17 protein-coding genes, 1 tRNA gene and 3 pseudogenes are annotated in these 21596 nt (G+C 53.4%); 11 read left to right on the forward strand and 10 right to left on the reverse strand.

Going from position 1 to position 21596, the window contains the following annotated elements; all coding sequences use genetic code 11:
- Positions 1–185: pseudogene (locus AB9F26_RS13745) on the forward strand (IS110 family transposase); the annotation flags it as partial.
- A gap of 606 nt (positions 186–791) precedes the next feature.
- Here AB9F26_RS13745 and AB9F26_RS13750 read toward each other — a convergent pair.
- The 7 genes from AB9F26_RS13750 to AB9F26_RS13780 all read right to left on the reverse strand — a co-directional run bounded on the left by AB9F26_RS13750 (position 792) and on the right by AB9F26_RS13780 (position 9313).
- Complete coding sequence (locus AB9F26_RS13750; RefSeq protein WP_369768286.1) at positions 792–2222, reverse strand: NAD-dependent succinate-semialdehyde dehydrogenase; 1431 nt, start codon at positions 2220–2222, stop codon at positions 792–794.
- A 16-nt stretch (positions 2223–2238) separates the two neighbouring features.
- Positions 2239–3264 (reverse strand): biotin/lipoyl-containing protein, encoded by a 1026-nt coding sequence (locus AB9F26_RS13755; RefSeq protein ID WP_369768287.1) that lies wholly within the window; start codon positions 3262–3264, stop codon positions 2239–2241.
- A complete protein-coding gene (locus tag AB9F26_RS13760) occupies positions 3254–4249 on the reverse strand; it encodes an alpha-ketoacid dehydrogenase subunit beta (RefSeq protein ID WP_369768288.1) in 996 nt (331 codons plus the stop codon). Before AB9F26_RS13760 ends, AB9F26_RS13755 begins: the two co-directional genes overlap by 11 nt.
- Positions 4250–4258: 9 nt before the next feature.
- Positions 4259–5242, reverse strand: coding sequence for a thiamine pyrophosphate-dependent dehydrogenase E1 component subunit alpha (locus AB9F26_RS13765; RefSeq protein WP_369768289.1), 984 nt, complete (start codon positions 5240–5242; stop codon positions 4259–4261).
- A gap of 65 nt (positions 5243–5307) precedes the next feature.
- Positions 5308–6618: a Xaa-Pro peptidase family protein gene (locus tag AB9F26_RS13770; RefSeq protein WP_335584652.1), complete on the reverse strand. Its 1311-nt coding sequence runs from the start codon at positions 6616–6618 to the stop codon at positions 5308–5310.
- 76 nt (positions 6619–6694) lie between these two features.
- Entirely contained in the window at positions 6695–7504 is an 810-nt protein-coding gene (locus tag AB9F26_RS13775; protein WP_335584653.1) for an SDR family oxidoreductase, read from the reverse strand.
- 15 nt (positions 7505–7519) lie between these two features.
- Positions 7520–9313 carry an ABC transporter substrate-binding protein gene (locus AB9F26_RS13780; protein WP_369768290.1) on the reverse strand — a complete coding sequence of 598 codons (1794 nt, stop codon included), beginning with the start codon at positions 9311–9313 and terminating at the stop codon, positions 7520–7522.
- A 229-nt stretch (positions 9314–9542) separates the two neighbouring features.
- On the opposite strand from AB9F26_RS13780, the gene AB9F26_RS13785 reads away from it, so the two are divergent.
- From AB9F26_RS13785 to AB9F26_RS13820, 8 genes and pseudogenes are all read left to right on the forward strand, one after another.
- On the forward strand, positions 9543–10493 hold the full coding sequence (locus AB9F26_RS13785) for a sugar ABC transporter substrate-binding protein (RefSeq protein ID WP_335584655.1): 951 nt from the start codon (positions 9543–9545) through the stop codon (positions 10491–10493).
- Between the two features lie 79 nt (positions 10494–10572).
- Entirely contained in the window at positions 10573–11370 is a 798-nt protein-coding gene (locus AB9F26_RS13790) for an SDR family oxidoreductase (protein WP_369768291.1), read from the forward strand.
- A 22-nt stretch (positions 11371–11392) separates the two neighbouring features.
- A complete protein-coding gene (locus AB9F26_RS13795) occupies positions 11393–12367 on the forward strand; it encodes an ABC transporter permease (protein WP_335584657.1) in 975 nt (324 codons plus the stop codon).
- A gap of 10 nt (positions 12368–12377) precedes the next feature.
- Entirely contained in the window at positions 12378–13379 is a 1002-nt protein-coding gene (locus AB9F26_RS13800) for an ABC transporter permease (protein WP_335584658.1), read from the forward strand.
- A complete protein-coding gene (locus tag AB9F26_RS13805; protein WP_369768292.1) occupies positions 13376–14887 on the forward strand; it encodes a sugar ABC transporter ATP-binding protein in 1512 nt (503 codons plus the stop codon). The genes AB9F26_RS13800 and AB9F26_RS13805 overlap by 4 nt, the downstream gene beginning before the upstream one ends.
- Positions 14887–15078 carry an NAD(P)-binding domain-containing protein gene (locus AB9F26_RS13810; RefSeq protein WP_335584736.1) on the forward strand — a complete coding sequence of 64 codons (192 nt, stop codon included), beginning with the start codon at positions 14887–14889 and terminating at the stop codon, positions 15076–15078. The genes AB9F26_RS13805 and AB9F26_RS13810 overlap by 1 nt, the downstream gene beginning before the upstream one ends.
- A 281-nt stretch (positions 15079–15359) precedes the next feature.
- A complete protein-coding gene (locus AB9F26_RS13815; RefSeq protein WP_369768293.1) occupies positions 15360–15515 on the forward strand; it encodes a hypothetical protein in 156 nt (51 codons plus the stop codon).
- A gap of 772 nt (positions 15516–16287) precedes the next feature.
- Positions 16288–16897: pseudogene (locus AB9F26_RS13820) on the forward strand (DDE-type integrase/transposase/recombinase); the annotation flags it as partial.
- Positions 16898–17005: 108 nt separating this feature from the next.
- Here AB9F26_RS13820 and AB9F26_RS13825 read toward each other — a convergent pair.
- Positions 17006–17224: a hypothetical protein gene (locus AB9F26_RS13825; protein WP_335584738.1), complete on the reverse strand. Its 219-nt coding sequence runs from the start codon at positions 17222–17224 to the stop codon at positions 17006–17008.
- Positions 17225–17579: 355 nt separating this feature from the next.
- Positions 17580–19319 (reverse strand): annotated as a pseudogene (locus AB9F26_RS13830) (arylsulfatase).
- 156 nt (positions 19320–19475) lie between these two features.
- Between AB9F26_RS13830 and AB9F26_RS13835 the strand changes: the two are divergent.
- The gene (locus AB9F26_RS13835; protein WP_369755980.1) at positions 19476–20384 is read left to right on the forward strand and encodes a LysR family transcriptional regulator; all 909 of its coding nucleotides are present in this window, start codon (positions 19476–19478) and stop codon (positions 20382–20384) included.
- A gap of 210 nt (positions 20385–20594) precedes the next feature.
- Here the strand turns inward: AB9F26_RS13835 and AB9F26_RS13840 are convergent.
- A tRNA-Cys gene (locus tag AB9F26_RS13840) sits at positions 20595–20668 on the reverse strand.
- 206 nt (positions 20669–20874) lie between these two features.
- On the opposite strand from AB9F26_RS13840, the gene AB9F26_RS13845 reads away from it, so the two are divergent.
- Positions 20875–21528 carry a protein-L-isoaspartate O-methyltransferase gene (locus AB9F26_RS13845; protein ID WP_039004617.1) on the forward strand — a complete coding sequence of 218 codons (654 nt, stop codon included), beginning with the start codon at positions 20875–20877 and terminating at the stop codon, positions 21526–21528.
- The last annotated feature ends 68 nt before the right edge of the window (positions 21529–21596 follow it).

Below are 21596 nucleotides of genomic sequence, written 5' to 3' on the forward strand. Positions count from 1 at the left end.
TTGGTGCCACCTCCGTCACACGACGGGCGCCAACCACCGACACCCGAACGGGCGCTTGGGTTCGATCGCTCCTGGAGCGCAAGCCGACTCGGGTCGTCACCGTGGCTATCGCCAACAAGACAGCCCGAACAGCGTGGGCGCTGCTCGTGAAGGGAGAAAACTACAAGGCCAAACCGGCCATTTGAACGAAGGAGGTACAAGCGGCGCCTGGCATCGCCGTGAACGAACGCAAGGGCAGAAGTGAGTGATGATGATTGGAAAGGGCCGCAGTTGGGACACCCCGAGGTAGTGTCTGGGCTTCAAAGCTCGTTCGTCTGATTGGGACTCGGTACGCGGACTTCATCCGTTGTCTGGCAGGCGATGCTGGCATAGCTGAGAGGAAAGGCCAGCGGTCACATGCACCGCGTCAACAGGCCGGACACATGACCGCAACCTGCAACGATCAAAATCAGCTCAAATAAATCCTTGCAAAACAGGGGCCGTCAACACATGACACCACCAATATAACTAAGACAAAACAATCTGGTAGTGAGCGTGCATTGGAACGCTTTATGCAAACGATTGAAAAAGAACAAAAGAAGGCTGCGGAGACGGGAAGCAGGCCAATCTATGGTCACTTTGTTTAAACGTGTTCTCTAAACGGGCACCTATTAGTTCTGACTAAAAGAGGACGCTTTTGGCGGCTAGGATGCGGTGGTTACCGTACCAAATACATCTATTTACCAAATGGCGCTATCTAGACCTAATTGCGCCGACGTCGGACGACAATTTTATCCGACACACTGCTCACCCTACCAGCTGGCCGAAATATATTGTGTTTCCATAAATTCTAGCATGCCTTCATGGCCCCCTTCGCGGCCTAAGCCTGACTGTTTGGCTCCCCCAAAGGGCGCTGCGGGATCGGAGACCAAACCACGGTTTAAGCCAACCATACCGTATTCCAGCCGCTCGCAGACCTGCAAAGCACGCTTCATATTTTCGGAAAAGACGTAAGCCACGAGGCCATATTCCGTGTCGTTGGCGCGTCGGATGACGTCTTCTTGGTCGGTGAAGGTTTGCAGCGCGGCAACGGGGCCGAAAATCTCGTCGTGCACGCAATCAGAGGTCTCTGCGACGTTGGACAAAACGGTTGGCGGGTAAAAGAACCCCTTGCCACTTGGCGCGGTGCCGCCCAGTTCAATTTTGGCCCCCTTGGCAACGGCATCTGCAACAAATGCGGCAACCTTATCGCGCGTATCGGCATTCACCAGTGGCCCAACGTCCACGCTTGGGTCGGTCCCGTCGCCCATCGTTAAGGCCGCCATTGCTGCGGTGAATTTCGTGGTAAAGGCTTCGGCCACATCGGCATGCACATAGAGGCGGTTGGCGGCGGTGCAGGCCTCGCCCAAATTGCGCATTTTTGCCAACATTGCCCCCTCGACGGCGACGTCAAGATCGGCGTCTTCAAAGACGATCAGCGGTGCGTTGCCCCCCAGTTCCATTGCTGGCTTCAACACTTGGTCGGCTGCGGAATGGAGCAGCTTCCGACCCACGCCCGTCGAGCCGGTAAAGCTGACAACTCGTACGCGAGGGTCATGCAGCATGTGATCCACCAATGCGCCGGATTTGCGCGAAGGGAGGACATTGACCAAGCCTTTGGGCACGCCAGCTTCCTCCAAAAGCGGCATCAGCGCCAGCATGGTCAGCGGCGTTTCGGAGGCTGGTTTAATGATCACGGCACAGCCTGCCGCCAAAGCGGGAGCGATCTTGCGGGTGCCCATTGCGGCGGGGTAATTCCACGGGGTGACAAGCACCGCGATGCCCGCAGGTTTGTGTTGCACGATGATCCGCGCGCCAGAGGCTGGGGCATGCGTTATCATCCCGTCGGCACGCACGGCTTCCTCGGAGAACCAGCGGAAAAACTCGGCGGCATAGGTTGCCTCGCCCATCGCATCGGCGCGAGCTTTACCGTTTTCCAACGTAATCAGGTGGGCGAATTCGGGTAAACGGGCCGTCATCAGATCCCATGCTTTGCGCAAGATTTCGGAGCGGTGGCGTGGGGTTTGGGCCGCCCAAAGCGCCATCGCGGCCTCGGCGGCATCAAGGGCGGCATCGGCGTCGGCGATTTCCGCAGAGGCCACAGAAGCAAGCACCTCTTCGGTTGCGGGGTTCATCACGTCAAAACGGGTGCCGGATGCACCAGTACGCCATTGGCCGTCAATGTAGAGGTCAGTATGTTTCATTAGGGACTCCAGAATATCAAAGTAAGTGGCGCAAAGGGTCGGTCAGGCGATCAGCGAATTCAGAAATAAGCTGGATGGCCTGCGCGTCGGAGAGCTGATAGGGCGTGAAATCAAGGCAGATCAGATAGGTATCTCCCTCGGTGGCGATGCTGAGGGAAGGCGCGCCCCAACCCGCGAGGCGCAGACTGGAAATCGGGCTGGCGCTTAAATCCCGCAGGATCAAATTGGCGGCAGCATCAGGATCACTCTCGGACAAAAATGACAAACGCGCCCGATCGGGGTTTGTCAGGCAACGCCCTTCTGCTTGGAGGTCCAATAGCGAAATGACCAGTTCATCATCGCCCGCTTGAAGTGCCGTTCGCAGCGCGGCGGCGGCAAAGGCGGCCCAGATGGCTGATGGCGCGAGCGTAACATTGCCCTCGGCCAGCATCCATTGGAGAAAGTCCTGCGTGCCTTTAGTGGCGACCCGCGCGGTGATTTGATTTGGCATCGCCGCGGCTTGCTGTGCTGTGGGCGCGCGGGTTACGGGTAAACTGCGCAGAGTTTCCAGATCCGCTGCGTGATAGGGTTGCGGGTGTCCAAGAGCGACCAAGCGCTCCAGATCCAAGCCTTGTTCCTTGGCCAAACGGCGGGCTTTAGGCGAGGCAAAAATCTTCGCGTCCGTACCATTTATTGGCAGGGGGGCAGGCGCAGGAGGGGGCGCTGTTTTAGCAAGTGAAGGCGCCGTCGGTTGCGATTCTACGGGCCCGGTAGTCTGCGGTATGGCGGGTGATGCAACGGGCAGCACATCGGATGTTGCGTCTGCGCTGTCTGAAATCAATGCGATGACCTGTCCGACGGGCACGTCGTCGCCCTCCGCGGCACTGACGGAGCCTAAATAGCCATCCGCGAGCGCTTCGACATCCATCACCGCTTTGTCGGTCTCGACCTCCATCAACACGTCGCCGATCTTGACGGAATCGCCCGCTTGCTTCTGCCAGCGTACGATTTTACCTGTTTCCTGCGCCATCCCTAGGGCGGGCATGATGACATCATGCGCCATGGAACATCTCCCCACGCATGAGTTTTCGGGCGGTTTCGGCGACCGTTTCGGCGGTTGGAACCGTGATGTCTTCCAAGGCTGGCGAAAACGGCACAGGCACATCCATCGCCCCCATGCGGATCACCGGACCGTCTAGATGATAGAAGGCTTTTTCCATGATCCGCGATGCGATTTCACCCGTGATGCCATAGCTTTGGTGTCCTTCGTCGATCACAATAGCGCGGCTGGTTTTGCGGACAGATTTTAGAATGGTGTCTTCATCGAGGGGGACAATCGTGCGCGGGTCAATGACTTCGGCACTGATCCCTTCAGCGGCCAAAATCTCGGCGGCGGCTTCGGCAATCTGGACCATCGATGAGGTGCCAATCAGCGTGATATCCGTGCCTTCACGTTTGATGTTAGCAACACCGAAAGGGATCAGATATTCTTTCTCGGGGACGGGGGCCTTGTCGTTATACATCAGCTTGTCTTCGAAGATGACGACAGGATTGTTGTCCCGAATGGCCGTTTTCATCAAACCCTTTGCCTCATAGGCGGACGAAGGCATCGCAACTTTGAGGCCCGGTATATGGGCGACGAGGGCATGGAGCGACTGGCTGTGTTGGGCTGCCGAGCGGCGTGTGGCCCCGAGATTTGTCCGCAAAACAAGCGGCGCACTCAAATTGCCCCCAGACATATAATGCGTCTTGGCCGCCTGATTGCACAACTGGTCCATGACCAGAAACAGGAAATCGCCAAACATCAGATCGACGATAGGACGACTGCCCGTCATGGCGGCGCCAACGGCGATGCCCATGAAACCGGGTTCCGCGATTGGCGTGTCGATGATCCGCTCGGGACCAAACTCCTCAACCAAACCCGACAGGACTTTGAACGGGGTTCCGGCCTCGGCCACATCTTCGCCCAGCAGGAAAACGGTATCGTCGCGCCGCATTTCTTCGGCGATGGCCTCGTTTACGGCCTTGGAAAGTGTAATTTCGCGCATGGTTTTTCCTTAGGCGTTGGCGGCGAAGACGTGCATGTCGACTTCAGCCTCGTCAGGGTATTTGGCGGAAAGGGCGTATTCCACGGCGGCTTGGGCATCGGTTTTTACGTCGGCCTTGATGGCTTCCAATTCCGCCTCCGTTGTGATGCCCTCAGCGGTGAGCCATTTTCCAAAATTGATGATGGGGTCGCGTTCCGTTTTCCAATGGGCTTCTTCTTCCTTGGAGCGGTAATAGGTGCGGTTAATGTCGCCGACATGGTGGCCGTGGTATCGGTAGGTTTCCAACTCAATAAAGAACGGCCCTTCGCCCTTGCGACAGCGCGCCACCAGCTTTTGCGCCAAATCATTGACGGCCAAAACGTCCTGACCATCGACTTTGAACGCTTCAATACCAAAGGCTTCTGCGCGGGCAGTGATCGATCCGGCCATTGTTTCTTCAACTCTGGTATATTCGCCGTAAAGGTTGTTTTCGCAGGCATAAATCACCGGCAAGTTCCAAAGCGCGGCCATGTTCATGACCTCATACATCAAGCCCTGTGCGGTGGCGCCATCGCCAAAGAAACAGACCGTTACATCCTCTGTTCCCAGACGTTTGGCGCTGAGAGCGGACCCTGTGGCAATGCCCATGGAACCGCCAACAATGGCATTTGCGCCCAAGTTTCCGTTGGACTGATCCGCGATATGCATCGAGCCACCTTTGCCCCTGCAGTAGCCCTCTTCTTTGCCCAAAAGCTCGCAAAACATCCGTTTGAAGTCGGCGCCTTTGGCGACGCAATGGCCGTGGCCGCGATGGGTCGAGGTGATTTTATCCGTTTTGGTCAAAGCTTCGCAGATGCCAACGGCAACGGCCTCTTGACCGGAATACATATGGGTCAGACCGGGCATTTTGGCGCTGAGATACAGCTGGTTTGCGTTGTCCTCAAACGCGCGAATGCGCGCCATTTGGGTGTACATGCGCAGATAGTCTTCGGTGTTTGTTTTCGCGGTACTCATGTCTGGCCTTTCGCTAAAAAGTCCCCGCCCGAGCAAGAAGGCGCAAGCGGGGACGTTCAGGGAGGTTAGTATCGGTTGGCGATCGGGAGGTTTTGCGCGGGGAAGAGCGAAATCACCTTACAACCCGTGTCTGTCACCACGACTTCTTCCTCGATCCGTGCCGCAGAATACCCGTCGGTTGCGGGGCAATAGGTTTCCAACGCAAAGACCATGCCCGTTTGGATTTCCATTGGGTTATCCAAGGATACGGCGCGGCTGATGATAGGGCGTTCGTGCAGCGCGAGGCCGAGACCGTGGCCAAACTGAAGGCCAAACGCGGACAACTCGTCTGGGAAGCCAAATTCTTCGGCTTTGGGCCAGAGTTTGGCGACCTCGTCGGTGGTCACACCGGGTTTGATCGCTTCTATTGAGGCGTCAATCCACTCGCGGGCTTTGACATAGGCGTCGTCCTGACTTGGGGTCGAGAATCCGACGTTGAAAGTGCGGTAATAACACGTTCTATAGCCTTGATAAGATTGTAAAATATCAAAGAACGCTTGATCTCCGGGGCGGATAAGCCGGTCGGTGAAATTGTGTGGATGTGGGTTACAGCGCTCGCCGGAAATCGCATTGATCGCCTCGACATCGTCCGAGCCCATTTCGTAGAGCATTTTGTTGGACATCGCGACGATATCGTTTTCCCGCACACCCGGTTTGAGCTCCTCATAGATCATATGGTAAACACCATCGACCATGGCGGCGGCTTGGTTTAGCAGTTGGATTTCGTCAATATTCTTGATTTCACGCGCGCTGAGCATCACTTGCTGGCCGTCAACAACGTTCAAACCTGCCTCTTGCAGCGCAAAGAACATGGCGGTTTCGGCATAGTCGACACCCACAGGCATTCCGGCCATGCCAGCCTTTTTGATCAGGCCCGCGATCTCTTCGGCATAGCGTTTCATAAGTCCGAAGGAAGGCGGAATGGTGCCGCGCATGCCGACAACACCCGCAAGCATCCGCTCTGGATCAAGCCAATCGCAATAGTCGCGGTGGTGGACCGCGGCGGATCCAAAATCCCAAACATAGGGTTCTTCGTCGCCCGCCAACAAACAGAAACGACACATTTTATCGCGTTCCCATTCGCCGATTTTGGTGCCGGACACATAGCGAATATTGTTGGTGTCAAACATCAGCATCGAGCCAAGGTCGGACTTTTTCAACGCGTCCTTGGCACGGGAAAGACGGTAGCGGCGCAAGCGGTCGTGATTGACGCGGTTCTCGAAATCGACGGACATATGGCCCGATGACGGGATGTGCTTGTCCCAGCGCCAGTTAGGGTCGATATCGCCCGGTTGCAGGATGCGCGGGTTGAGGGCGGATATATTTGGTTGAGCCATGATAGCCTCCTTGGCACGCCAATGGGCGCGCTAAAAAATTGAATGTTGTATCGTGGGTGGGCTTAGCGCCCGAAGGTTACTGGATGCACCAGCCGCCATCGATGTGGATCATTTGACCCGTCATGTAGTCGCTGTCGTCGCTGACAAGGAAAGAAGCCGTGCCAACAATATCTTTGGGGTAGGACACCCGTTTGATCACCAATTCGTTCTCGGCGATGTCTTCATAGGCCTGTCCGGCGCGCTCCTTAAAGCCAATCTCGACCAAATCTTTGTCGAGCTGTTCCCAAAGCGGGGTCACCACGACACCAGGGGCGTAGCCGTTGACGGTAATATTGTGCTCGCCCAAGGAAACCGCGCCACAATGGGTTAGAGCAAGGCAGCCGTATTTTGAGGTGCAATAGACCGTCACATCGACCAAAGGTTTGCGTGATGCAATTGAGCCAACGTTGATCAACTTATAGGGATGATCAGCCATCGGACCTTGTTCGATCATTTGGCGGGCGGTTTCCTGCATACCAAGCCACATTGCCTTAGTGTTTACATTCATGATCGTGTCCCAGTTTTCCTCATCAATATCCATGAAGAAACGGGGTTTGTTGAGGCCGGCATTGAAAACGCCAACATTGATGGAGCCAAAAGCGGCGACCGTGGCCGCAACCGCCGAAGCGTTGTCTTCGCGTATTGTCACATCCATTCGGACCGCGATTGCTTTGCCGTTGCCTTGGGCGTTGATACCGTCCGCGACCTTTTGCGCTTCGTCCAGATCCAGATCACCGACGCAAATGTTTGCCCCCTGAGCCGCAAAGTTTTCGGCATTTGCTGCCCCCATGCCACGGGCGGCACCGGTGATGAGAATATTCTTACCTGATAGGCGTTTAGGGTCCATGGTGTCCTCGCTATGTTATTGTCTTAGGGCGATTTCTGCCCTCGATTGAGAGTTTTTCAGGGCGTCGCGCGGGCTAATAATTCCGCGCAACATGTCGTGCATTTCCTCGCCGCAAATGCGTGTGATTTCAGCAATTTGCGGAATCGGAGGGCGGGGCCAAAATTGCAACTCATCGCGCCAAGACATTGCATCCACAGCTTCGAAAATACTGGAGAGGCGGCGGACTTCGGGATCAGCGCCCACGGAATACCGTGGGGCGGTGCGGCTGCCATTTTGGACATAGAGTTTTTGTGCCGCAGGAGACGTGAAGGCGATCAGCGCTTCGGCGGCTGGGCCGCGTCGTTCTTCGGCGATATTGGACGGAATGCCCAAGACATAGCCGCCCACGGGGGCAACGGGATGCCCCGACGGTCCCGCAGGGTGCGGTAGATATCCGGTCTCGCCAAAGGCAGGAGACGAGGGGTCGGACTCAAAATATGGCGCGAGCAACGTATAGCCATAGGCCATCGCAATTTTGCCCGCCGCATAGGGGCGCATCCGCTCATACCAAGACATGGAGAGGATGTCGGGGGGCGAAAAATCGAGTAGGTTTTTGAGGTATTCGGCCGCTTGCAACCCAAGCGGTGTGTCAATCGTCGGCTCCAAATCGGCCCTATTTGCAACGTCCGCGCTGTAGCCCCCCGCGATCGGATGAAGGTTCAAGATCGGTTGGCCGAAGTCGGCACAGGCCATCATGAATTGGTGCCCAAGCGCGGTGCCGCGCGCGGCATTCCACGCAATGCCATATCGTCCCCGAGATGGGTTATGGAGGGTGCGGGCAGCATTTAACACTTGATCGGTCGTTGAAGGCGGTTCAAGTCCCGCTTGGGCGAACCAGTCTTTGCGGTAAAACAACAACTCAGGCGTCGTTTGGCTGGGAACGCCAAAGGGGCGGCCGCCCCAATGTGCCCCTTGCCAACCTGCAGTGTGAAAATCACTCGGATCAAGGCGCTCGACATCCAGTAGATTGTCGAGGGGGAGCAGAACGCCCTTGTCCGCAAACTCACCGATCCATGGCAAATCAACCGCGATAATATCGTAGCGGCTTACCTTGCGATCAAAATTGCGCAGGGTTTCTTCGTGTAAGCGGTCGATGGAAAAGGCGCGCTGGTTGATCTTGGCACCGATCATTTGTTCAAATTGACGCTTGAGATTATCCATCACCATGAAGGTAGGATCGCCATGCACCAAGATACGAAGGCCACCCGCAAGGGCGAGCGGTTCGGGCAAGACTTGCGGGGCCGGAATGGTCTTGCCATCCATATAGGAACCGCCGAAATAATAGTGCTTCTCGGCGGCTTCTTTGTCGCTGGTGCCAAGGCTTTGTGCGGCCAACCGCAGAACACGCCCCGTCAGTTGATCCCATTTGGACATGAGGTCGACGCTTGGATGAAGCGAGAATGTTTTGCCAGTTTTTGTACGGGGGCGCTGTTCAATAAGGCCTGAGGTTAGCATCTCGTCGAGCTTGCGTCGGCCCGTCGCATATGGGGTGCCGGAGGCCGCGACAAGCGCCGAGGCGGTTATTGCCTTGCCTTCAACGTGGTTGCGGATCAGTGTGAGCGCCATATTCAAATACGGATTGGGAGCCGTGATTTCCAACGCGGTATCAACTTCGCTTGTGAATGCCTCAAGAAATCCAATGACACGCAACACTTCTACGCCACCCTTGGTGGGAGCCGCCCCAGAGTGGACCCCCGGGGTGTTCAGATTGTCTTTAAGGATGTCTTGCATTTTCAAAGGAGCCAGTCCGTCTTTGCGAGAAGTGTTCATTTAATACCTATGGGGAATGCCCCACCTCCGTAGAATGTTCAGAATGAGTGTCTGGGAAGTATGGGGAAAATATCCATTATGGATACTAAAATATTCAAAATGGATATATTTGAAGGCAGGTGCGCTCTGCATTTCGCGAAGATTGACGAACGAGGTTGCTTTAAGGATTCGTTCCTAGTCCGGGAGGGGCTGCAACCTGAGGGAAAATGGATAAATGGGAGGAACTTAAATGAACACGTCATTAAAATCACTGATTGTGGGGACAACGGCAATCGCAGGATTAGTTATTGCTGGTGCCGCAGCTGCCGACACATATAAAATCGGAATTACGCAAAACAACGTTGGTGTCGATAGCTATCAAACGACCTATGAAAAGGCCTTTATCGCAGCGGCCGAAGCGAATGCAGATGTAGAGGCAGTGGTTTTGGATGCTGGCGGTGACGTCGCGCGCCAAATTGCTCAAATGCAGGATCTCATTCAACAGGAAGTTGATGCGATCATCATTTGGCCAACGAATGGCGAAGCGGTTATCCCCGCCGTGCGCGAAGCGTTCAAAGCAGGCATTCCGGTTATTGTCACCAACTCGAATATCGCCGAAGCGGGGCACGAGTTTGTTAAATCCTTCTCGGGGCCGGACAACATCACACAAGGATCTCGGTCTGCGGAATTGATGTGTGAAGCATTGGGTGGCAAAGGCCGCGTCCTGCAAATTTCGGGCCAACCTGGCTACACAACGGCGATCGAGCGCGCCAAAGGGTTCGAAGATCGTCTTCCCGAAGTGTGCCCAGACGTTGAGTTGGTCGAAACGCAACCTGGTGACTGGAACCGTGAGAAATCGCAAACGGTCATGGAAGCATTCCTTGTAAAATATGATGACATCGACGGTGTTTACGCTGGGGATGACAACATGGGTGTTGGCGCGATGAACGCTGCCGTTGCGGCGGGTCGCGTTGGCGAAATCGCTTTCGTCGGTGCTACAAACTTTGCAGTTGGCTATGAAGCGATGGCGCGCGGCGAGTATTATGGCTCGATCTACCAGTCTCCGGTCGATGACGCCGAAGCAGCGCTCAAGACCGCCTTGGATGTTCTGAATGGCAAAGAAGTTCCGTTTTTGAACTACTTCGATACGCCCAAAATCACCAAAGCGAATATGGATGAGTTCACGAAGCCTGTCTTCTAGGAACGCTCCCGAGGGCGGATGGATTATACACGATCCATCCGCCCTTTTTCCAAATATTTTGAAACACTGAGGGGGTGCCATGGGACGAGTCACTGGGCGATCTTGTATTGTCACGGGAGCGGCGCAGGGAATTGGGCGCGCCATTGGTGAGGCATTGTTGGACGAGGGCGCGGACGTTTGTTTCGCGGACATCAATGGCGATAAGGTTGCGAAGGTCGCGTCAGAGAACGAGACGCGCGCCAAGAAACATGGCGGGAAGGTTTTGTCCTGTATGGTCGATGTCACCCAGCGTGAACAGGTCGTCGCGATGATTTCCCAGACCGTGGATGCCTTTGGTAAGTTGGACGTGAAATTCAATAATGCTGGTGTTAACAAACCGATGAATTTCTTGGATGTTACGGAACAAAACTGGAAGTTCATAATGGACATCAATGCGCTTGGTGTGATGATCGGGATGCAGGAAGCCGCCAAGCAAATGATTGCGCAAGGAACCGGTGGAAAAATCATCAACACCGCGTCAATTGCGAGCCGACAGGGGTTTGATAACGTGGCCCCATATTGTGCCTCAAAATTCGCCGTCGTCGCCCTAACGCAAGCGGGCGCGCGTGATTTTGCGAAGCATGATATTACTGTCACAGGCTTTGCGCCGGGCGTGGTTGCCACGGAGATGTGGGAAGATGTGGACCGAAGCCTGATGGAAATGGGCGCCTCAAGCCGACCAGGTGAAGCGATGGAAGAATTCGCGACGGGAATTTTAAAAGGACGCGTGGCGCAACCTGCTGATATTACGGGTACAACAACGTTTCTGGCTTCGAGTGATAGCGACTATATGACCGGACAGATCGTGATGATCGACGGGGGAATGACGCTGGTCTGAAGGACCGCGTGGGGAGGACATAATGGCAGATGATAAAATGAAGGCTATTGGCAATGTTTTGGCGCGCCAAGGGATTTTGATTGCTTTTGCAATATTCATGGTCGGATTTGCATTGGCGAACGATCGGTTTCTTGGCCTAGATAATATTCTGGGCGTTGTGCGCTCGTCGGCCATTCTTGGGGTGATGGCGCTTGGTGTCACATTCGTGGTTATTAGCGGCAATCTTGATCTCTCTGTTGGCTCGATGATGTCCTTTTCGACCATTGTCGTTCTCGATCTGCATGACAAAATCGGCCCCGAACTCGCCATTCCTGTCATGTTTGCAATGACAATGGCCTTGGGGGCTTTGGTTGGATTTCTTGTTGGATATTTAAAACTGAATTCGCTGATTGTGACGTTGGGAATGTTGTCGGCCATCCACGGCCTGACGCTCACGTATTCCGGCGGGAAAAATATGGATATCGCCGACAAACAAGGCACATGGTTCGGGTTCTTCGGTCGAGAAGAAGTTTTGGGCGTGCCTGTTCCGGTTCTTATTTTCGGGCTGTTGGCCGTTGTTCTGAGCCTGTTGTTGGCCAAGACGCCGTTTGGGCGAAAAACCTATGCGGTGGGGGGCAATGGGATTGCGGCAACGTTTTCTGGTGTGCCACGCGCACGGGTGATCTTTATGTGTTACCTGATTTCTTCCTTCTGTGTTGCCACGGCAGGTTTGCTTCAGGCCAGTCGGTCGTTGGGTAGCCAAAACACCGTGGGGCAGGGGCTGGAACTCGACGTTCTTGCGGCTGTTATCCTTGGGGGCGCGTCGTTGATGGGCGGCTCTGGCACGGTGTTCAAAACGGTCATTGGAGTGTTGATCCTTGGCTTTATCCAGAACGGCCTGTTGCTGGTTGGATTGCAATTCTACGTTCAATACGTCGTCACTTGGGCCATCATTATTCTAGCTGTTTGGCTGGATATCGCGGCAAAACGTGGCCGCCTTTTGTCACCAATAGCTTGAGGGAACGGACATGAAAAATTCAAAAAAACTAACGTTTCTGAAAGACAACGCGATCTGGGCCTTCATCGTTCTTGAGTTGATCTTTTTCTCGGTCGCAGGGGAGTACCTATCTCTTTCTGATAAGGCGTTTATGGACGGCGAAAATATGTTATTGTTGTTTAAGCAATCGGCCCCCATCGGCATTATCGCGCTTGGTATGACGATTGTGATGATCAACGGCAATATCGACCTCTCGGTCGGTGCAACCTACGCACTTTGTGCCGTTGTTATGCTCGATAGTATGACTTGGCCAATCTTCGCGAGTCTTGGGGATTGGGTCATACCTATTTCGATTTTCCTTTCTTTGATCACCGGTATGGTTTTAGGCCTCATAAACGGCATGATCGTGTGGAAAACGGGTGTGGATGCCTTCATCGTCACCCTTGGATCGATGCTCGGTTTTCGCGGCTTGGTCTTTATGTACAATGGCGAGAATCCCACCTCTAATCTGAACTGGACGCTGGTCGATTTTGCTGAATCCGACGTTTTCGGGATTGAAACTCCGACGATCATTTTTGTTGCTGCGACCGTTATTATCTGGCTGATCATGACGCGCACAATTCATGGGCGCAACGCCTATGCGGTTGGGGACAACCGGAGTGCTGCGGTCAATGCGGGGATCAAAGTCGGCCCGCATATGGTGTGGAACTTTGTGTTAATCGGCTTTCTCGCGGCCCTCAGTGCCGTGGTTTTTTATGCCGCCAGCGGTTCGGTGAATCCCAATGATGGCACCCTTTACGAGCTTTGGGTCATCACAGCTGTTGTTCTTGGGGGCACCAAATTGACGGGGGGGAGCGGGTCGATCATTTCCACTTTTGGGGGGGTGATTGCGATCCAACTACTGCGCAAAGGCCTTGGTCACATCGGGGCGGATACGGCGATGGTCAACCTTGTAATCGGTTTGATTTTGATTGCCGTCCTGCTTTTTGACCAGCAATTGAACCGCAAGGGCAAAGAGGAGTTGAAAGCATGACGGACCAAATCCCAGCACTGCGGTTGGAAAATATCGTAAAAACCTTCCCAGGGGTGCGCGCCCTTGATGGCGTTTCGTTTCAGGTTATGCCCGGAGAGGTGCATGCACTTCTCGGGGAAAACGGCGCTGGCAAGTCCACGTTGATGAAGGTCCTTGGCGGTATCCACCAACCCGACGAGGGGCGTATTTTCATTGAAGAAGTGTCCGCCATCATGGCCTCGCCTTTAGATGCGAAATCCAAGGGGGTTGTGTTCATCCACCAAGAGTTGAGCCTCGCTGATGAGTTGAGCGTTGCCGAAAATATCTACTTGGGAGAGCTGCCGCGAAAAAGCTTCGGACGCGTAGATTTTGAAAAACTCTATGCGGATTCTGGTGCGATATTGGAGCGTCTGAAGTGTGGGTTCACACCGCAAACTATCGTTGGCGACCTTTCGATTGCCAACAAACAAATGGTCGAAATCGCCCGCGCCCTCACGGTGGACGCCAAGGCGGTGATCTTTGATGAACCCACCGCATCCTTGACTGACGCGGAAAAAGTTGTGCTGTTCGACATCATTAATGATTTGCGCAGCCAAGGGGTGGGCATCGTTTATATCTCCCACCGCATGGACGAGATTTTCACAATTTCCGACAAGGTCAGTGTGTTACGCGACGGAGAATATCGCGGGTCGCTTATCACTGCGGACACCAATGAAGACGAGGTGACGCAGTTGATGATCGGGCGCAGCCTCGATCTTACGGCGGCGATCGAGCACGCCCCCCTTGGGAAGGTTGCGCTTGAAGTGCGAGATCTTTCCTGTGGTGCGCTGTTCCATGGCGTAAATTTCAAGGTACACGCAGGCGAAGTCGTCGGGTTTTATGGCCTCGTAGGCGCAGGGCGGACCGAAATTGCCGAGACCTTATTCGGGCTTCGTAGCCCTTCAGCAGGGAAAATTCTGTTGGACGGGCAAGAGGTTAACATTAGCTCTCCCATTGATGCGATCCGGTATGGAATTTCACTGGTGCCCGAGGACCGCAAAGAGCAAGGGTTGGTGTTGGGCATGAACTGTCGCGATAACATGACGTTGCCGCAGGTCGGCGATCTTACGGCGGGGCCCTTCGTTTCTGACGGCGCTGAAATTGCGATCTTTGATCTGTATCGCGACAAACTGGCGATAAAAACACCGAGTTGGCGACAACAAGTAGGCAATTTGTCGGGTGGCAATCAACAAAAAATTGTCATCGGCAAGTGGCTTTCTATGGCGCCTCGGGTGCTCATTGTGGACGAGCCAACGCGCGGCATTGATGTGGGGTCCAAGTCGGAAATCCACAATTTGATCCGTGATTTGGCAAAACAAGGGTACGCAGTCATCGTGATTAGCTCGGAAATGCCTGAAGTGTTGCGCGTCTCGGATCGGGTCATTGCGATGTTCCACGGCGAAATCATTCGCGAGTTTAGTTCCGAAGAAGTGAACGAGGATAATCTGGTTCAGGCGATTTCTGGAATCAAGTCAGACAAAGTCGCCTGATACGGGTCGGATTTGTCGGACTGGGTCGTCTGGGGTGCCATATGGCCAGAAATTTGGCGGTGGCAGGGCATCAGATTCTCCTTTGGAACCGTTCACCCGAGAAGGCGGAAAGGCTCGCACAGGCAATCGGATACAAGGTCGCCTCAACCCCCCAACGTTGGCAGGTTGTTCGGGTGTGTTTCGGATTATGAGCGCGCAGCATCAACTGCGGCTCTTGTTAGAAAATAATCGTTTATCTAACGAGGGGACTCGGAATGGGAACGGCTTACACCCATTTAAGTATCACAGAGCGGCGCAGAATTCCTTCTCATTGCTTGCATAGCAAACAACTGCAAGGCCGTGGAATGCTGGAAGCACGCTAGGGTTCCTGTTGATGTGATGGCTCATAGGCCCCCTTCGGCCACTGGGGGCAAATTTAAAACTGTTATAGCCAACGCTTGGGCAAACTAACGTAATCTCGCTGGTTGAACGTGTGAGCCGGATTACTCTCATTCTGATAATCCCAAGCAAGCGCGCCAAACCAGTCATGGGCGAAATTATGAAGGCGATCAAAGATCAGCCCTATGTCGCCTGCAAATCGATTACTTTTGATCGCGGTACGGAGATTGTTAGCTGGCCACATCTTTAAGCTTAGATCGCGACACAGACTTGGTTCTATGACCCTTCTTCACCGTGGCAAAAAGGCACGGTCGAAAACACCAATCGAAAGGCTAGACGCTGGCTGCCGCGCAATTGCCTCGGCTGGAAGACGCCCGCCGAAGCCTTCCGCAAACAGATAATGGAGAAAATGCGAACACGCCCCTACCCTGAGCCTAACAAGAGAGGCGGTTCAGGTATCGCTCACCCTTTACGGTTTCTGTTTTTCTTGGGCCAATGACGAAGGCCTGTGAAAATTGTTAGGTATTCGGAATTGGTGAAACGGTCTCTGCCCTCGCTTTCTTGCCCTTATTCAAAAGTGTTGACCGTAACGCTTTTACGATTCACCCGTGAAGTTCCGCCTCGTCCAAAACTCGATTTAAAGCTGAGTTGTGATTGTTTAATCCGCTTGGTGAAAAGGCGACATGTTCATTGTTGTTGGTGTGCCACGTATCAGAAGCAGTAAGGTCTGCTAAGTCAATTTTGGCAATATCCCCGTTGCCAAAGTAAGGGGTTAGCCACCGATTGAGAGCGGCTATGTAGTCATTGTGACCTGAGCCCCTAAAGCTCCTCCCGTTTTGTGAAGAGTCCGCCCAACAAAAGGACGGACAAATGAAGGTACGATTTGCGGGCAAACAGATCATAGCGATGATTTAGGAACAGGAAGCTGAAGAAACCACCCGCGGAACAAATGTTGGAATGTGACTTTGTCCGCCATTGGTCTGAGGACAATGGTCGTGCGCCATGTTGCGGGACATCAATTCAAAAAAGTGGTGACGCCCGTGGCAAAGCGGAATGCTGTGGCCGACTTGAGCGAGACCCACAGGGTGAGCCAGCGACGGGCGTGCGATGTTTTACAGGTTGATCGGTCGTTGATGCGGTATTTGTCGCGTCGCGGCGATGATGCTGATCTGCGCAATGCAATCAAGCGCGTTTCCCGAGAACGCCGCAGGTTTGGGTATCCATTGCCCGGTAGTCGCTGCTTGCAGCGATGAGAGGGGGCGTATCCAAGTGATGGTTGCGCGTGAGGGCTTCGAGGTAAACCACAAGAAGCTGAGGTGTGAGAAGCTTTAGATGCGCCACAGAGGCGGTAGAAAACGTGCGTTGAGCACGCGAAAGCCGATGGTGTTACCATGTGGCCCCAACCGGCGGTGGTCACTGGATTTTGTGTCTGACGCGCGAACCGGAGGCCGGCGTTTCCGCATTCTTGCGGTTGTAGATGACTACAGTCCAGAGAACTTGGTCCTGATAGCGGATACATCACTGCCAGGACAGCGCGTTGCCAGAGAACTAGATAGGGTGATTGCTGAACGTGGTATTCCGAAGCCGATGGTCTCAGACAACGGAACCGAGTTTCCCAGTTTGGCAAACCTGACCCCGATGGAATTATTGCAGAGAAAGACGATGGACAGGATGGCCGCGTCAGGTCAAAGATTTAACGCCAAGGACGCCGCGCAAGCTGGAGGGAACTTGGGGCGCAGGTCAATTGTAAGGTATTTTCCCGCCACTTTGGTTTAGGACGTTATTCATTCGCTTTATTACGAAGTCAGCAACGGGTTTGAATTTGCGGGTTTGCGCTGGGAGCTGGTTTTCGATGCGAGCATGGGTTTCGTAATTCAGCTTGATCGCAAACTCTTTCGCGTCTTCGAAATCGTCAGTCTTGGTCCATTTAGTCACGCGTTTGCCGTTATCTAGAGTCATTCGCGCATGTCAGTATGAGCTGATATTGAAGTATGTGGATTTAACAGAAAGAACTGTTCACGGGCTCAGTACAGAACGAAATGTACAGCATCTAAGGCTATTTTCTATTCCATAGCAAAAGGTTGTGGTTTTTGGGAGGCGAGTAGGAGAAACGAACTCCTGTACACGGATATTAAATCCGCGCTTATCTTTGATTTTATTGATATATTGTAAAATTTCGGCGGTTTGATGTCAGTTGAAACAATGGTTTAGCGGAAGTTTTTAAACTGCTTTTGAGAGTGGCAAGACAACTGGATTTTTCCAACGATCGTGGTCTGTGTGCCGCCCCATTTCGGGGCGACACACATTCGCCATTTTAGTGCGACGTTCCACGCTTGGCGTTGATCACCGTCTGTTCGAGTGGGTTATACCCCTCTGGAACAGGAACAAGATTTACGCGCTCGGAATATTCTGCGTAGAAAGTTTTCATTTCCTCCACGAGGTCCGGCATTTCACCAGCAAGATCGTGCAGCTCCGACGGATCTGTCTCAATGTCATACAGTTCCCAATCCCCTGAACCTTTGGGCTCGAGGTTTTGCATCAGTTTATAGCTGCCTTGAAACACGGCACTTGATCCCGCAAGTTCATAACCAACAGGATTGTCATCGCCACGAACGGATTCAACCTCACTTCTCAGGACAGGCAACATGCTTATACCGTCGGGCACATTGATTTCACGGCCGTCGTAAACTGGACCAGGCATGTCAACACCAGCTATTTCAAGCAATGTTGGCATAATATCTCGCACGTAGGAAAAGCTGTTGATCCGGCTGCCAGCGTCAACAACACCGGGGAAACGCACAATCAACGGCACGCGCAACCCGCCTTCAGTTGAGAAAGTTTTGAAATAACTACCCGGCACAGCAGAAGCCGCAGCCCAACCTGGGCCGTAATCGGCGTAGACGCCTTTTTGTCCCATGCTTGAGTAATCGCCGTTGAAATCTTCCATATAAACCTTGTCGTAGTTGGCTTTATACCACTCGCGATAGGCATCAGTTAGCGGAAGCTGGTTGGGATCGGGACCGTTATCGGACATGAAGACAACGATCGTGTTATCGGCAATGCCCCGTTCTTCGAGATGAGCAAGCAGCTTGGCGATATTGACATCCATATTGTCGAGCATACCAGCATAAGTTTGCATCTGCCGCGCACGAAAGGATTGTTCTTCGTCAGAAAGTGCTTCCCAGTCGGGCATCTGCCAAGGCTCATAGGAGGTCTTGAGCATCTCAAGATCCAGTTCGACATCAGCCGAGATCAAGCCCAGTTCTTTTTGTTTTGCGAGACGCGAAGCACGCAGTGCTTCGAAACCTTCGTCATAAACGCCATCATATTTGTCGATGAAATTTTTCGGCGCTTGATGTGGATAATGCATGGCCTGATACCCGATCCAAGCAAGGAACGGTTTATCATCATCAAGGTTGCTGTCGATATATTCAATCAATCGATCCGTATAGAAATTCGATGAAAAGTAGTCCTCTTTGGGGAGGCTCGCCAGTTCACCGTCCTCAAAATAGTGCACGCGGTCATAGAAAGGCGCATAGGGCTGTTCGACCCAATTGTCGGCGCCGCTTTAGGCAAGCATAAATGATTTCTCGAAGCCGCGGTCATGGGGAATTGAACCCGGCTTGCTGCCAAGGTGCCATTTGCCCGTCATGTAAGTATGATAGCCAGCGTCCTTCAAGAGACGCGGCATCGTAACGACTGTGTCGTTCAAATGGCCCTCATAGCCTGGCTTTCCAAACTGATTGTCAGCTTGAATTTCCGCCATATTCCCAAGCCCCGCGAGGTGGTTGTCAACGCCGCTAATGAGCATTGTGCGGGTGGGTGAACAGGATGCGCCAACGTGGAAATTGGTGAACAACATGCCATCGGCGGCAAGTTGGTCAATGGCAGGAGTCTCCACTTCGCTGCCAAAGGCCCCGACATCGGAAAAACCCGTATCATCAGCGATAATAATGAGGATATTGGGTCGCGCGTTCTCGGCGTGGGCGCTGGCTCCTATAATAGAAAGCGCAAATGCGCTTAATGTCGATTGAAGTATTCTTTGTTGAATCATCAGAAAGTCCTTGATTTATTGAATTTTTTCGGGGGACTGTGTGCTAAAATCTGTGCCAAAGGTTTTGCACGTTTTATTCTTTCAAGCGATGGACTTTGTCGTTAAATTCAAAACTTGGTAGCTACATTTCAATTTTTGAAACGCACAGGAGCCCCCGTGATCGACACCAAATGCATTGGAGCAGTGCAAGCACTCGCCCGTTACGAAAGTTTTAAGGAAGCGGCGCAAGTGATCGGGACATCGCCTGCAAGCTTTTCGCGCTACATCACCCAAGCAGAAGAATACGCAGGGAATTCGTTGTTCGAGCGCCGCAGGAATGGTGCACAATTAACGCCCGCAGGGCAGCAATTCCTGACTCTCCTTAATGATTTGGATGAGGCGAGCGGTATTTTCGAACAACGCGTTGAGCACTTAAGGTCCACGGGGGCGCCGACGCTTAATATTGGGTGCGGACCGCTAACCACACGCACTTTAATTACTCCTCTGATTGAGAAACTCATTCTGGAGATGCCCGAATTGCGCGTGCGTGTCATGGTAAGCGCAGGTAAGGAGCCGCTCGATGCTCTACGGCGTGGGACGCTTGATGTTGCGATCTGTGATCTGACCCACACGCCTGATCTGAGTGATCTCGACATTCAAGTCATAGCGAAAAAGGCCGTTTCATTTTGGGCGCGCCCGCAACATCCAATACATTCGGTCGCGCCGGTCAGCTTGGCAGAGGTTTTCCGCCATCCCTTCATTTCGGCCAAAATCCACAAGCATTGGAAGGCCGCGATCGCCGGAATCCTTGGCGGAGATCGCGCGGCTTGGCAGGCGGTGGAGCAAATCCCTAAAATCGAATGTGACGATTACGGACTTCTGGTCGATTTGGCCTGCAAGAGTGATCTGATCTGTGGAGGAATGGGCGATGCAGTTGAGCAACATGCGGCGCTTGGTCTGTTGAAGGAAATCCAGACCACTCAAGGACTTACTTGGAACATCTGTGCCGCACGACGGAAAAAAGTCACTTTTCCCGCGTTGGACGCCCTCTGGGAGGAACTAATTCGGCTATTTGCAATAGAATAATGGGTCCCAGCACTTTGTGTGGAAAAACCCCTTAACTGTACGCCATGCACTACCTGTAAACTCAGAGATCGGATGCAGCGGACTTGTAAGAAGCGGCTAAATTATTGAAATTAAGGCCATATATTGGAGAAAATTGCTATACCCGTCGCTTCGCTTTGCGGAGCGAATGAAATCCAGTATATCACAAGCTGTTAAAAAGAATGGTGAAAATGGAGGCGAGTAGGAGAATCGAACTCCTGTACACGGATTTGCAATCCGCTGCGTAACCACTCCGCCAACTCGCCGCCGTGGTGGTCTTGGACGCTATTTAGGGGGGATTGTGGTGCGTATCAAGTGCTCTTTTGCGCGCCCTTCGCAATATCGCCCCGTGAAACGCGGCTCTGTCGAAAATAAGAGACATTCCGCATCATTGTGTGGAGAGGGTGTCTTGCCCAGCGTGGCGATCTGTGGCAAGACTGTTTAAACGAAACTAGACGAACGAGTTTAGTCCATGACTAATTTTATGACCCGCCGCACAATGATGGTTGATACGCAAGTTCGCCCGTCTGATGTAACGAAATTCCCAATTATTGCAGCTATGCTGGATGTCGAACGCGAGAAATACGTGCCAGAGGGGTTGCGCCAAGCAGCTTATCTGGACGGAAATCTGTCGCTTGGCGTGGGACGTGTCGTGTTTGAACCACGTACCATGGGGAAATTGTTGGACGCCCTGGATGTGCGCAAGGATGACCTCATTCTCGATATCGGCTGTGGCCTTGGATACTCGGCAGCGTTGCTGGCGCGCCTCGGCGATACCGTGGTTGCAGTTGAAAGCGATGAAACACAAGCCGAGGAGGCGCAGCGCGCGTTGTCGGAAAACGGTGTTGATAACGCGGCTGTCGTGGCTGGCGCGCTTGAACTGGGCGACGCAAAGCACGGTCCTTATGATGTGATCGTTATCGAAGGTGGCGTTGAGATTATTCCCGAAGCTTTGACGGCGCAACTCAAAGACGGTGGCCGTATTGCCGCGCTCTTTATGGAGGGCGCATTGGGCGAGGTTCGTATCGGCGTACGTCACGGCGCAAACATCAACTGGCGTCGGGCGTTCAATGCTTCCGCTCCGGTTTTGGCGGGCTTCCAGCACAAGCAAGAGTTTGTTTTGTAGGCTCCTTTTGGCGGCTAACAAGAAAAATACAACCAAAGGGCAGCAAGCCCAGCACAATTTTGGAGCGT

The sequence above is a fragment of the Falsihalocynthiibacter sp. BN13B15 genome, assembly GCF_041205415.1.
In the GTDB taxonomy this organism is placed as follows: Bacteria; Pseudomonadota; Alphaproteobacteria; order Rhodobacterales; family Rhodobacteraceae; genus Falsihalocynthiibacter; species Falsihalocynthiibacter arcticus.